Raw genomic sequence first — 12,901 nt, 5'->3', positions numbered from 1 at the left:
CGGTCAGCCATCCGTTCAAGCTGACCTAACCAGGGCCGTCACCGGACGCGTACGCTTCACCGACATGCACCAGGACCTTGACCGCGAGCGGAAGATGATGACCCGCCTCTGGGCCAAGCGCGAGGAGCAGCTCCGTGGCGTGCTGGACTCGACGGCGGGTCTCTACGGCGACTTGCAGGGTATCGCCGGTCGGGCGATGCAAGAGATCGAGAGCCTGGACATGCTGATGATCGAGACGAAGGGGGAAGCGGCGGAGTAAGAGCTGTTCCCGGCTATATCCCGGTCTTCTTCCGCTTCATAAGAGAGGGACGCGATAGGATGATCGCGGCGGTTATACCGTTCAGTTGCTCGATGCCGCTTTGCAGCTCGTAATGCTGCTCGGTCTGCGCACAGTCATCCCACACCACTGCAACGATCGTATCGAAATTGCTCGATTTACTCAAATACAGACCCGTATCCGACGCAATCTCGTCAATCACCGCTTTGAAGCCGGCCTGTCCTGGCTTGCGGATGTACTTCACTTCAATCAACGTTCTCAAAGACGGGACGGCGAGGTCAGCACGTGGATTCGCGTGGCCAATCGAGGGTAAATTCTCTTCGTCATCTACATCTGGGAAAACCGGTGCAAGAATTACCCAAAGAAGGCTCTGAACGTGGTATTCGTTCTCGACCTCCCAGCGGGTGATCGCCGATTTTGCAGTTCGCGGCTTTTCCTCATACGGCCATCGCTTGAAACCTCGCGAGACATTCCCCAGAAGCGCAATTAGGTCCGCTCTTGTCGGCGAGGCCAGCCGAATCTGACCAAGGCGGCCTGCAATGACATCAAAAGCGGCCAAACGAACGGCATCAAGCCCTGACTGGTTGTCCAACGGGCACGATTGAACGGCTGCGGACCAAGCCTCTTCCTCGATAAACTGCGAAGACGATCCAAGACCCTTCGCCGCAGCAACGACAGCCAACTCGGCTGGCTTCACGGTGAGATTGCTGTCGCCCAGAACAACGAATGCCAGCCTGGCAAGGCCTTGGTGCCATAAGTCGCTCCCGAGTTCGACCAGCGACTTGCTCAGGATATCCCTGCACCACCTCTGAGCTTCGTCGGATTTCTCCGACTTTGCGCCAAGGGCCACGCCAAGCAAGGAAATTCCATCCACTTCAAAACGGCGCGGACGGCCGGCTACGAAGAACGCGCGCCCCCTCAAATGCTCGAGCTCATTGTCTAGGACATTCCTCTGGCTCTCATTGAGCAGCCCAGCTGCAGCTCCAAATCCGAAAGCTGCCACATGTTCCGGATGGCGCGCCTGACCCGTAAAGGCCTCCGCTTCACTGACAGCAGCTTCCAACCCGCTCCTCTGATCCAGTATCCAAGCTCGGAACGCCGCAACATGACACGGCAGGCCTCTCGCCAAATTCACCTCAGCCAGCAGACCTCGCCGAACATCTTGAAGCGTCGGGAGGGTCACAAAAACCATAGCGTTCGACCAATCTGTCCAAACTGAACTGCTTCTGCATCCCAATTGGGCACATCAGCGAGACCGGCCAGACGCTCGGCGATAAGGTCAGAATATCGAATAGTGATCGGAAACGGCTCTGGAGCCAGCATTCGCCAGGAATGCCCCGAGAATTCGAAGGCTTGACGCGACAGATAGGTCATATCCTTGAATGTTGAGTGCCGGTGCAGCTTGAGTAAGCACGGTCGAGGCATTCCATCACTTGCCTGCTTCAATTCGGAAGCGCCTGAGAAAACAACAAGTGACTCGTAATCACCGAGCTTAATGTGAAGACCGCGCGATGGTCCCAAAACACCCTTTTTTGGATCGCCATATCCAAGGCCAGGCTGAGCGTTATCGAACACGATGTATGGATTGCTGGGAGCGATGTGCACGAATGCGAATGTAACGTTCTCAAGCCCGAGATCGTCGACTGTGCGCTTGACGGCACCTGCTTCCGTATCCTTCGGCGGCTTGAACATGTGAAACACCAAGCGCACCTTGTCCGTGCTGCGCCAGTTGTCCTGTTTCCTGACCTGGGTGATGGCCCGCTTTAAGGTGTCGTAGAGCGCGTCCGCGTATTTTTCGAACGGAACTACAGCCGTCTTATCACTAAGAAGGTAGCTGCCATCGCTGGAGAAAACGGTAGTGATACCTACAAATCGCTTGTGTGAACCGATCCGGCTTCCGCTCACCGTATGGGAACCCAAACCAATCACAAGTTCATGAGCAACGGTCTGCTTGGCCGCGAGCAACCATGGAATACCGCCTACCTTTGCATACGTCGCCAAGCTGACATGGTTCATCGCGTACATAAGGTTTGCGTCCGACAAACCCATCGTTTCGAGGCGGACGCTTTGCACAGCAATATCTCGTTTCAGCAAGACAGCTTTAGTCGCGTAGTAGGGATTGTCTTCGCCGTCATACTTCTTGAACTCTTCTTCGACTTGGACCAGAGCCAGATTCCATTTAAAACCTTCGTCCGCCGCTTGTTGGAGGGCTTTATGGCTTGCATGGACGTAGTCATTTGCTGATGCAGTCGGCGTTGTGAAGAATGCGACGCTTGGCTTTTCGAGATTGAACCGTCGAATGAAGCCATCACTATATCGGCTCTTCTTCCCTGAAACGGAATCTGGCATGCCGTCTAGGAATTTGGCGACAAACCGGTCAACCTGCCCTTCATGCTTTGCTTGGCAGATGACTGCGATATTGAGCTTCTTCGGAGAGAATGTCCGCTGGTCATAAGGACCGCTGGCCTTCAGACCCCGCTCGCTCCAATCGTCCTTTCGCGCACTGCTTGGATCAAAAACCAACACAGGCTTCGGCATTGTCTCGGTCTGCGGAAAGTCGCGATCCGACGTACTGATCAGTGCACCGATGCGTATCTCAACGCCGGCAACAGCCTCTAACTTTGCTTTTCCGCGGAGGAAGCCGAGAGCTTCTTCGATCTGCCTCTTGCGACCGGGGCCTGCGTGCAACTGACGTGCTGCGTTCTCTGCCTCGTCGAGCACCGGCCGTGCCTTGGCGCCGAGTAGAAACCCGACGATATCGTCAAACGCTTCCGCTCGCGATTCAGGAAACGCCTCCGTGGCGGCGATGCGGTCGTACCCATCGGCATGATCGTCGAGAATCAACACGCCGTCCTCAATTGCCGTGACACGACCGATCAGCGTACGCCGAGGCACAAGGCGATTATCGTTTTGGCCGCGTTCCACCTGAACATAGCGGCCCAGAATGGGCACACCCAATTCTAGAAGCTGGGCGCAAGTCCCATTGATGAGATTTCGCGTTCTACTTTCGCAAACGAGGCCTACAACGCGCCTTCCGCCCGCCAAGTAGTGAGATCTGGTATCGAATTGCAGCGATGTTCGCCGCTCAATCCATGGCGGCAGGTCCCGATGAAAAAGCAGTCCGCGCATCGTCGAACCCAGCACGGTCACCGGATAATCCGAGACTATGTCTCGGGCGCCAACAAAAGCCCGCATCAATGCCGCGGACAATAGCTGCGGCCAATGTTCCTTCGCTTGGCTGAGATCCACCTCCTCTTGCAAATTGCCCAGAGGCTCCGCGCCAGCCGCGACAGGAATATCCACTATGGTGTCATCCATGCCGCGACGGCGAAAAACGTGACTGTTCCGGTATTGCTGACGAAGTTCGTGCAAACCTTCCTTACTGTAAGGCTGCGTACCAACAAAAATTGTGGTTTTGCCGCTAAGCGAAATCGGAGCAAAATTCAGCGTGTAGTTAGACATGCGCTTTTACAGGCTGTGAGGGGATCGCGATGCGGAGAATCCGGCTGTTGCGTTATGGAAGCGGACCTTAAGGCTTGTCGCCCGTCAAGGACGGTTGTTGAACTTGGCCATGCCAGTAGCGGTTGAACATGTGGATTTCGAGGAAATCCGGCTCGTTAACCCTTAGCAGAACTGGAACATAATAAGAACAACAACCACGCCGAACTGCACCGAATATCGCGGTGGCTGAATGCTGCGATAGCCGAGCCTCATCAACGCATACTCGGACTGCCGTGCTATGCGGATCGGACAAGAGTGGGCGATCGATGCCACTCGTGAGCCCAACGGCCGAGTGCAGCTTTCCCTCGGCCGCCAATGGCCGCATCGTTCTAGCACTGGTCGACGGGAGGCTTACGATCTAGCCCAGCGAATCCCGCTCCGATTTACTTCATGGGCGGAAGAGCTTCTTGTCGCACGCTGACCAAGTGCCATAATATCGCGAACTGTACTCAAAACAGAAGCCGCCGCCTCGTGATAACGAATATTCCCACTGCAGACGAGCTGCGCCTTGTGAGTCTTCGGCTCTTTTTTAAGGCTTGGGCGGATACAGCAAACATCATCACGGAATGGGCGGAATATGGGGAATGGGCGACTGAAAGTCAGCAAGAAGATGAGGCCGACAGCCCAGCGGGATGGAAGCAATATATCGCTGCCGCGCAGAGCGATCTCCAAGCCATATTCACGCTGATCCAACAGAGCCAAGAAATCGGATTGAAGGCGAGCATCTGCGAGGTCAGCCCCTTTCTCTTATTGAAGCGCACGGACGTGAGACCCACCGAGGGTGAACAGAACGTCTGGGATTTCACGGATTTTCCAACGCTTGATGCGTCGGAGCTGATCCGCGTTCACAACATGTTTTGCTCAACAACGATTTCGAAAGAATTCCAATTCAAGTACGACGAAATTCGACGCGGGCGGAACAAGATTTCCCACCTTGGCATCTACCGGAAGAGCCTCGAACCGCTCGATATCATCGACATTCTTCAATTGCATTACAGCGAGCTTTATCCGGGCCGGCGCTGGATGGAAGATCGGCTCCACTTCGCTGCGCTAGGCAAATGGGTCGACTTCCAATTCGATAGCGACTTTAACGAGCGAACAGGACTTTTCAACGAGCTCTGGCACCTAATCCCTGAACTGACGGATGATCAATTCAAACGGCTGATGGGGCATGAACGGAACGAGAAGCGATTTGTGTGCCACGAGTGCGGTTATGATGCAGGTTTGGGCAATGCCGAGCCCTATGTCACCGATGTGCCGACAGCTTATCTAGTCAGCGAGGATCGTGTGCGATGCGTAATCTGCGATGTCGAGTACCCGGTGAAGCATGTCACTTCCTGTCCCGTGACTGAGTGCGGATGCGAGTGGCAGAGCGCCCAAGAAGGACACATTGGCCTATGTATGGAGTGCGGCTGGGCGCCAGAAGAGTGGCAAGAGTCCAAGCGTGGACAGCGCGACATATGAAAAGACAAAGTCGTGATAGATACGTACTACCGCTACGTTCTCATTTGCCAGGATAGCTTTTTGAATCGAACCCTTTCAGCAACTGAGCCGATTACCGAACGTTTGAGCGGGAGGGCGGTGGCTTGCTTGAGCGTCCCCGCCCCGCAACAGCCGCAGGAGAATTGATCCGCGCCGGTCCGGGAACAACTATCAGAACATCCGTCGTGACGTAGACCAATCGGCCCAGCATAGGAAATCAACGGGTAATGCAAAGTGAAGTAGCGCCAGGGACTCGCCCCGCTCCTAACCGGAGGCAACCGCCCCCGCGGACCGTGCCTTGGATCCCCCTCTCGTCTTCTCCTCCGGCAACCCGTGCGCCAACGCAGCCTTTCGCATTTCAATTGCCTTCGCCAAACGCGGATCCTTCTTTGCAGCTTCGTAGGCCGGCAACACCGCCTCCATCCACATCAACATACCTTCAGCCTTGAACACCACGCGGTCCGCGGCGCTGTAGACGCTCTGGGTAATCGCAGCGACCTCGCGCGACATCTTGTCTGCACCGCTCACGCGATGATCCAAGAGCGCGGATGCATATGCACCTTCACCGAAATTCTCAAAGAAACTCGTGACAGACCGACGCTCATCATGTGGACCAATCCTGTTAGGCAGCCCGACGACGGCAAGCAGATCCGGCCATCCCGGTTTGCGGCCCGCCAAGGCATCAAGCGCATGATTGAGGGAAGAAGGGGTAATCGCCTTGTCCAGATGGGCCGGTACGCGATTATCGTTACGTTGTTTGGCGGCGAGAGCGCGCACGAGGTACTTGTTTCGATCCTGCGGAAACGCCCAGGTCGAGACCGCGCCCAACTGTTGCTTCGAGTACCGCGCCACTCTCTCAAGGATCTCGATCGCAATAGGCGGAACGCTCAGTTTGATTTCGCGCTTGTTTTTGACCTCATCCGGCTTCCAGGTATAGACGCGCCAACCGACACGTTCCGGCGCGGGATCAGGAACCCAGCGATCGGAGCCCAAGGCGAGCATGTTCACCAGAGCGGAGCTCCGTTGACCCAGTTGTGGCCGTTACGGGTGAAGGCCTTCCGGTCATCGCCGTCGATGTGGAGCTGGATGCGGTAGCCGTCGTATTTGACTTCGTGAATCCACTGAGCCCCCGAAGGAGCCTTCATCTTCAGGGTCGCAAGCTGGGGACTGATAAAGCCCGGCATGGCAGCTTGCGGCTTCTTGGCCGGTGCCCGGGTACGCTTTGCCACTAACGCAACTCACAAAAAGCCCGCCGCCGGTGTTGGGAGCCGACGGCGGGGCAGTCTACCTACCTTATTCGCGACTCTCCAACCGCGAAGCCGAAGCGGCGTTCCCGGGTGTTCTCTCATACAACCGCAATCGAGATTCCAGGTTGTATTTTCAACGTCAACGAGAACGGCAGCCGAACAGCTGGGGAACGCGGTGCAATAAAGCAACGCCCTCAGTACTGTGGCCTCTTCAAAAGCTCCGGCAAGCGGGCGATTGCCTTTGCGATCCGCCTCGCCTCGTCACGGGTGAGGAATTGCTCGGCGTACTGGTAAGGGCGTCGGTGAAGGTCTTCGCGGTGAGGGACAGAGCAGATGGAGAAGCCGTTCGCGTCCTTCACGCGGAAGCATTGCTCCTCCTCCACCATCACCCACGGCGCCGGAAAACGCCGAAGGTTGTCCATCAGGCTCTGCGATTTGCCGGGGTGCTCCGTTTCCGTTTGCCGGAGTCGTACGTCGGGCCTTCCTTCGCCGCCCTCACTTGCCGGTCACGCTCCGCGCAAAGGTCGTCAACCTTGCCCAGCATCCGCTGAAGCAAAGTCTCGGCCGAGGCCGTTGATAAACCGGCGCGCTGAAGCTGCAGGATTTCCTTGCGCTGGCGGCTGACCTGCGAGCGCATGCGCTCGATTTCAAAGCGGAGATATTCGAGTGTGGGCATGACCAAACCTGGGATTTTGCCCAGTAGAACGAAACAGGAACGTCGAGTCAACCGTGCAAATAACCCGGATAACCCCAACAAAAGGCAGCGCAACCTTGCGCGGAACTCACAACCCATGGATACACGATGGGTAAGTGACAACGTGTGATTCGCCCCTTTAGTTTGGAAACTTAATAATGGCAAAGAATTCGAGCGTAAGAACCGGTGGTCCAGCCCGCGTCCGATTAGTCGTTCTGGATGCCGAAATTCCCGATGGCGATCTCGCCTCCTTCAATCAGGTTCTTCAAAACGCGCTCCGCGGTCCAGGTACGACCATCGTGCAACAGCGCGTGAACGGTGTCGCTGCAAAAACTCTCACGCATCAGCCGGCAACGGAGATTGAAGGACAAGCAGAGGAAGTCGTGGACGACCTCGAAGAGGAAGTCGATTCCAGTCCTCAGCCCGCAAAGCCGCGCGCAAAGCGGGCGCAGCCGAAGAGTCCGAACGTCGTGCCACTGGACATGCACGCTCCGACCTCTCTGACGACCTTCGCTCAGGGCAAAGACTCAAAGACGCAGGTCAGCAAGTACATGATCGCGGCAGCTTGGTTGAAGGAGTGCCGGGGTATCGATGCAGTGAACGCGGATTATATGTTCACGTGCTTCAAGTCGATGGGATGGTCCACCAACATCCCGGACTTTACGCAACCACTGCGGGTTCTGAAGGCCAAAAACAAATACTTCGACAAGTCCGACAAGGGATACGCAATCAACCATATTGGCCTGGATTTCGTAAATAAGCTCGGCGGTAGCAATGGAGCTGCGTGACCTCGTCGACCAGGTCAGTGGCTTCGACAGCACGGCGCCAAAAGATAAGATCAAGCTCTTTGCCTGGTGGCTTCACACCCACGCAAGTATCGATCTCTTTACCCCGGCCGACATCCGATCGTGCTTCAATAGCCTTCATATCGATGAGCCTCCGGCGCTTGCCACCTATCTCACCAGGATGGGGGGTGCCAAGGAGCTACTGCCCGAGCGGGGACAGTACAAACTGGCTAGGGCGGCTAGGGCTGAATTGGACAAGGAATATGGTGTCCACCCCAGCATTCAGGTCGTGAGCAAACTTCTCAGCGAATTGCCGGACAAAGTGCCCGATACGGCGGAGAAGGTCTTTTTAGCCGAGGCCATCGATTGCTACCGCGTCAAGGCGTACCGCGCCTGCATCGTGATGACCTGGAATCTCGCCTTCGACCACCTCTTGAACTGGATACTCAAAGATCCGGCCAGGCTGTCCGCCATCAACGCGGAGATCCCGATCAGATTCCAGAAATCGCCCAAGAAGGCGGCTATCGTCATTAACAGCTACGACGACTTCACCGACGAACTAAAGGAGTTCGAAGTCATCGAGTTGTGCAGGAACGCCAACCTCATCAACGACAACCTTACCCGAAACCTCAAAGAGAAGCTTGGGAAGCGAAATATCGCCGCTCATCCCTCCACCATGGTTGTCGGCCAACCTCAGGCCGACGATGTCGTATATGACCTGGTTCACAACGTGGTGCTGGCGCTCACTTAGCCCTCTGCTCATTCTGCATTGTTTGATGTGTCCCGACGATTGGCGTATTCGCCAAGTAGGACTTCGAGCAGTTGAGAGTCAGTCACGCTGCGCCCGCAGTTCTGCGCTCTTCGCTTCTACCAGCGGGCGCATGTCCTCATCATGCTTGCGCTTCGATTCCGCGAGGCGTCTTTCGGCCGCCTCAATATCCGCCGGGCTCAGCACCGCGGCGCCGGTTGTGTCCTTCCAACGCTCCTGGTTCAGCCAGGTAGCGAGCTGTGGCGCATATGGCGTGTCTTCCTTCTCGACACCGGAACGCGCCTTCACCCCAGCCAGAATGTCGGCCGGTGAAGATCCCCGCTTGAGGGCGGCTGCGTAGGCCTTGAGTGCAGGCCGCCGTGGGTTGGGTGCAGTGCCTCTGCTCCACTTCGACTTCCAGATTTCTTCAAACCCGTCCGGCTCCCCCTTGGGCGTCGCGGGGATTGGTTTAGCAGTCTTAGTTCATCAGTCTGAGTAGGATCGGATTCCGTCACCAATTTATCGCAAACACGAAAAGTATCATGACTCAAGCCGAGGTGATCGCAATGGCTGGAGATGCCGACATCAATGGCGACAGAGAATACTACAGCAAACGTCGGGCAGCCTGGATCAAGTCCGATATCAAAGACGTAGCAGCGCCAATTAAGGAGCACGTTCGGCAGATCGACAGATTCATTTGTCTGGTTGAAGATCGAAAGGCCGCAATGGGTCCTCTGACCAAGCGCCGGCCGAACAAGGAGGAGAGCTTCTAGCCCAAGCGGCCTTACCCTTTTTCCGCCGCATCACGGGAGTGGCCTCGACTGCAGGACATAAACTACGGCCGAACTCGCTTGTCTCCGATCAGAGATCTATCTGCGCGACGTGGAACCGCGCCTGCAGACGATGACGGGTTTCTCGCGTTTCTCCAGCCGCGTTTGATCGGGCAGCTCGGGGGCAGGCTGCCTCCCGCCTGGGGCGTGTGGACGAGCACCGGTTGATCGTGCCGCCAATCCTCACACCACCATCGTTGGCCCGTGACCGGGCGGCAGCTCCAGCGGCGACGGCCGAAGGAACAGTTGAGGACGACGGCCCGGCATTCGCGAAGCAATCCGGCCAGCCGTGCTCTCGGGCGCGGTGGACGGCGCTCGATCAGCGTGTGGCACCGCTCCACGCGCATGCCTTGACGCGCCATCTGCTCGGCACTCCGCGCAATCTAGCCCCGATTCTCCGGCGACGACATCCGCCACTGCAACAGGGAATAGGGTGTCCTGGAATCAGAATGATGTTCGAAGCATCCTTCGACCACGGCCCCTATCTTCACTGGTCGGAGCGGATCACCCAGGAGATTGCCCACCATCCGGACCGATCCGGCATGGGGGATCTCCACCAGCACCGCGACGTAGGGCACGTGCTGGCGCAGAGAGGCATGCGAGGGGTGCCACACGCGCTCCCAGCTGAAGATGCGGCCCCGCGCCTCAATCTCGGTCCAGTCTGGATCAAAGGCGTGGCAGGAATTGCAAATCCATTCCGGGCCGAACTGCCATGAGCTGCAACGGCTGCAGCGCTGCACCACGAGACGGTTTTGCCGCAATCCGTTCCAGTACGGCGCGGACAGACCGTCGGGTTCAGGCACGGGGATCGGCAAACCGTCGGCTAGATAAATCGACATCTCGGGGCTGCTCATAGGGTCGCCTCCGAACCAAGAAGCAGATTGCTCACCGGCGTGACCATGGGTCCGGCGATCACCATGGCCGCGTGATTCCGCTCAGCCTGGTTGGTCGAGGTGCCGCGGACCTGGCGCACGGCCTCGAGCACGAGCTCGAGGCCGTGCATATAGCATTCGGCAAGATTGCCACCGCTGGTGTTCAGGGGAAGCCGTCCTGATGGCGCGGTGAGATTTTCGAGTGTGAGAAAATCATTGGCCTGCTCAGGCTCGAAGAAACCATGCTCGGCGAGCGCCATGACGACACCTCCGGTGAAGTTTTCATAGGCTTGGACCGTCCCGACATCGGAAGGCCCGAGCCCAGCCATGCGATAGAGGTCAGGAGCAACCGTGTTGAAGCCGGCGCTGGCGTAGGTCGGCGCATTGTGGGGAACGGCACCGCTGCGGTGTCCTGCGCCCATGGCTGCGCCAAGCACGAAGACCGGCTTCTGCCGAAACTCGCGCGCACGCTCCTCCGCAACAACGACGAGCGCGGCGGCGCCGTCGTTCTCCATGCAGCAATCGTAGAGATGAAACGGTTCGACGATCCAGCGCGAGGCATCGTATTTTGCGATGTCGAGAGGCTTGCCATGCATGACGGCGCGCGGGTTCAACTGGGCGTGGTGATACGACGCGAGCGCGATCGCGCGCAAAGCTCCCTGGCTGACGCCATGCTCGTGCATATAGCGCTGCACCTTCATCGCAAAACGCTGCGGCGGAGCCAGGACGCCATACGGCATCAGATAGGCCTTTTCACCGGAAATGGTCTCGATGCCGCCGACCTGTCCGAAGCGGCCATATTGGCCCTGCGCCAATGCGCGAAACACCACGACGCAGTCGGCCAGCCCGGCCACGATGGAGGCCGCGGCGTTGGCCACGGCGGCGCAGCAGCCGCCTCCCCCACCACCCCATTGCATCGTCGCCGTGCGAAGCCGGTGCGTGCCGAGCGCTGCGGCCAGCCGCGAGGCTTCGTTTCGATCGTCGCTGTAGGACGAGAAGCCGTCGATGTCGCGCGGATCAAGTCCTGCGTCCTTGCACGCGGCGAGAATGGCTTTCAACGCGAGCTTGAACTCGGGATCCGGCGACGTGCCGTGGCGATAATAATCGGTCTCGCCGATGCCGACCACGGCAACGCGGCCCCTGAGCGTCCGCTGTTCGGCCGGCTTTGACATCAGGCCTTGCTGCCTCGCGGCGCATTCGGACCGAATGCTCCGGCTTCTGCCAGGCTTGCCATCCGCCTGTCGTCATAACCAAGCAATTCGCGAAGCACGCTCTCCGTATGCTGCCCGACCGCGGGAGCTGCGACAGGATCGGCAATAGGCGTCTCTGAATAGCGGATCGGCAGGCTGACATTCGGAACCCATCCCACCCTGTCGTGTGGAATGCGTGTGACGATCCGGCGTTCCCTGGCCTCCGGAGATCGGATCGCGTCTCCCACGCTTCGCACCTGTCCGTGCGGAATGCCGGCCGCCCTCATCCGCGACTGCCAGTGCGCCCACGGCTGCTGCGCAAATGCTTCGCCGAGAAGCGCAAACAGCTCGTCGCGACGGCCGATCCGATCAGACCCCGTCGCATAGATCTCGGCCGAAGCCAGATCCTGGCGATCAAGGACCTGCGACATCAGACGCTGAAATATCTTGTCGTTTCCGCAATTGATGTAGAACGCGCAGTCCTTGGCCTGAAACACACCGGACGGACACGTGTCCGGACTGGTGTTTCCACCCCGTTGAGGATTCGCGCCGGTGAACAGATGCTGCATCGTGGCATAGCCGGTCATCAGCACGGCGCTGTCGAACAGCGAAAGCTCGACCGCCTGTCCAAGGCCGGTGCGCTCGCGAGCGACCAGGGCGCCGAGGATCGCATTGCTCGCCATCATCGCCGTGCTGATATCCATGACCGGCGACAAGGCCCGCACGCCCTCGCGATCGGCGTACCCGTTCATCGATACGAAGCCGCTTTCGACCTGGGCGATCGGATCGAAACCCAGCCGATCCGCATACGGACCGTCGCGCCCGTAGGCCGAGACCGAGCAATAAATGATCTGCGGCCTGATCTTGCGGCAGCTTTGGTAATCCAGTCCGAAGCGCTCCATGACGCCCGTCGAGAAATTCTCGACGATCACGTCCGCCGTCGCAATCAACTCGCGCACGATCCCGACCGCGCTCTCCGATTTGAGATCGAGCGCGACACTGCGCTTGTTGCGATTGGTCCAGAGAAACGGGGCGCCGAGCCCGAGCTCCTTGTCCACGGGTGGGTAGCGGCGAAGATCATCGCCGCGGCCCGGCACCTCGATCTTGATGACCTCCGCTCCCATATCGGCGAGTATCATCGTCGCGAACGGTCCGGCGATGAAGTGCGAGAAGTCGATCACCCTGATGCCATCCAGCGCGTTCGGCGCGCCGGAAGGACGGGGCGTATGTTCGGGGAATTCGGCTTCGAGCTGATTCAACATGGTGTCATCCGAT

At 58.1% G+C, this 12,901-nt stretch carries 14 protein-coding genes and 1 pseudogene; 5 read left to right on the top strand and 10 right to left on the bottom strand.

Annotated features, from left to right (window positions below):
- Positions 1-52: 52 nt before the first annotated feature.
- Positions 53-259, top strand: a pseudogene (locus RX329_RS17550) (DUF2130 domain-containing protein); the annotation flags it as partial.
- Between the two features lie 13 nt (positions 260-272).
- On the opposite strand, the gene RX329_RS17545 reads toward RX329_RS17550, so the two are convergent.
- Together RX329_RS17545 and RX329_RS17540 are read right to left on the bottom strand one after the other, a co-directional pair.
- Positions 273-1,340 (bottom strand): hypothetical protein, encoded by a 1,068-nt coding sequence (locus RX329_RS17545; protein ID WP_317246180.1) that lies wholly within the window; start codon positions 1,338-1,340, stop codon positions 273-275.
- 116 nt (positions 1,341-1,456) lie between these two features.
- Entirely contained in the window at positions 1,457-3,739 is a 2,283-nt protein-coding gene (locus RX329_RS17540) for a hypothetical protein (RefSeq protein ID WP_317246179.1), read from the bottom strand.
- A gap of 510 nt (positions 3,740-4,249) precedes the next feature.
- Here RX329_RS17540 and RX329_RS17535 point away from each other — a divergent pair.
- A complete protein-coding gene (locus RX329_RS17535; protein WP_317246178.1) occupies positions 4,250-5,242 on the top strand; it encodes a hypothetical protein in 993 nt (330 codons plus the stop codon).
- Positions 5,243-5,524: 282 nt separating this feature from the next.
- On the opposite strand, the gene RX329_RS17530 is transcribed toward RX329_RS17535, so the two are convergent.
- The 4 genes from RX329_RS17530 to RX329_RS17515 form a co-directional block, all read right to left on the bottom strand.
- Complete coding sequence (locus tag RX329_RS17530; RefSeq protein WP_317246177.1) at positions 5,525-6,268, bottom strand: hypothetical protein; 744 nt, start codon at positions 6,266-6,268, stop codon at positions 5,525-5,527.
- Positions 6,265-6,489 carry a hypothetical protein gene (locus RX329_RS17525; protein ID WP_317246176.1) on the bottom strand — a complete coding sequence of 75 codons (225 nt, stop codon included), beginning with the start codon at positions 6,487-6,489 and terminating at the stop codon, positions 6,265-6,267. The genes RX329_RS17530 and RX329_RS17525 overlap by 4 nt, the downstream gene beginning before the upstream one ends.
- A 212-nt stretch (positions 6,490-6,701) precedes the next feature.
- Complete coding sequence (locus tag RX329_RS17520; RefSeq protein WP_317246175.1) at positions 6,702-6,929, bottom strand: hypothetical protein; 228 nt, start codon at positions 6,927-6,929, stop codon at positions 6,702-6,704.
- On the bottom strand, positions 6,929-7,183 hold the full coding sequence (locus RX329_RS17515; protein ID WP_317246174.1) for a hypothetical protein: 255 nt from the start codon (positions 7,181-7,183) through the stop codon (positions 6,929-6,931). The genes RX329_RS17520 and RX329_RS17515 overlap by 1 nt, the downstream gene beginning before the upstream one ends.
- A gap of 176 nt (positions 7,184-7,359) precedes the next feature.
- On the opposite strand from RX329_RS17515, the gene RX329_RS17510 reads away from it, so the two are divergent.
- Positions 7,360-7,989: a hypothetical protein gene (locus RX329_RS17510; protein ID WP_317246173.1), complete on the top strand. Its 630-nt coding sequence runs from the start codon at positions 7,360-7,362 to the stop codon at positions 7,987-7,989.
- Entirely contained in the window at positions 7,976-8,737 is a 762-nt protein-coding gene (locus tag RX329_RS17505; RefSeq protein WP_317246172.1) for a hypothetical protein, read from the top strand. The genes RX329_RS17510 and RX329_RS17505 overlap by 14 nt, the downstream gene beginning before the upstream one ends.
- Positions 8,738-8,815: 78 nt before the next feature.
- On the opposite strand, the gene RX329_RS17500 is transcribed toward RX329_RS17505, so the two are convergent.
- Entirely contained in the window at positions 8,816-9,043 is a 228-nt protein-coding gene (locus tag RX329_RS17500; RefSeq protein ID WP_085384148.1) for a hypothetical protein, read from the bottom strand.
- A 233-nt stretch (positions 9,044-9,276) separates the two neighbouring features.
- Here RX329_RS17500 and RX329_RS17495 point away from each other — a divergent pair, with 233 nt between their 5' ends.
- Positions 9,277-9,507 (top strand): hypothetical protein, encoded by a 231-nt coding sequence (locus tag RX329_RS17495; RefSeq protein WP_085384147.1) that lies wholly within the window; start codon positions 9,277-9,279, stop codon positions 9,505-9,507.
- Positions 9,508-9,947: 440 nt separating this feature from the next.
- Here RX329_RS17495 and RX329_RS17490 read toward each other — a convergent pair whose 3' ends face one another.
- Genes RX329_RS17490 through RX329_RS17480 form a run of 3 tightly spaced genes read right to left on the bottom strand, consistent with a single transcriptional unit; the run spans position 9,948 to position 12,888 of the window.
- A complete protein-coding gene (locus RX329_RS17490; protein WP_244561218.1) occupies positions 9,948-10,403 on the bottom strand; it encodes a Zn-ribbon domain-containing OB-fold protein in 456 nt (151 codons plus the stop codon).
- 11 nt (positions 10,404-10,414) lie between these two features.
- The gene (locus tag RX329_RS17485; RefSeq protein WP_085384145.1) at positions 10,415-11,608 is read right to left on the bottom strand and encodes a thiolase C-terminal domain-containing protein; all 1,194 of its coding nucleotides are present in this window, start codon (positions 11,606-11,608) and stop codon (positions 10,415-10,417) included.
- Entirely contained in the window at positions 11,608-12,888 is a 1,281-nt protein-coding gene (locus RX329_RS17480) for a CaiB/BaiF CoA transferase family protein (protein ID WP_085384144.1), read from the bottom strand. Before RX329_RS17480 ends, RX329_RS17485 begins: the two co-directional genes overlap by 1 nt.
- Positions 12,889-12,901 lie beyond the last annotated feature (13 nt).

This window comes from Bradyrhizobium sp. BWC-3-1 (assembly GCF_032917965.1).
Lineage (GTDB): Bacteria > Pseudomonadota > Alphaproteobacteria > Rhizobiales > Xanthobacteraceae > Bradyrhizobium > Bradyrhizobium canariense_D.
This window is presented reverse-complemented; position numbering and strand designations above follow the sequence as displayed.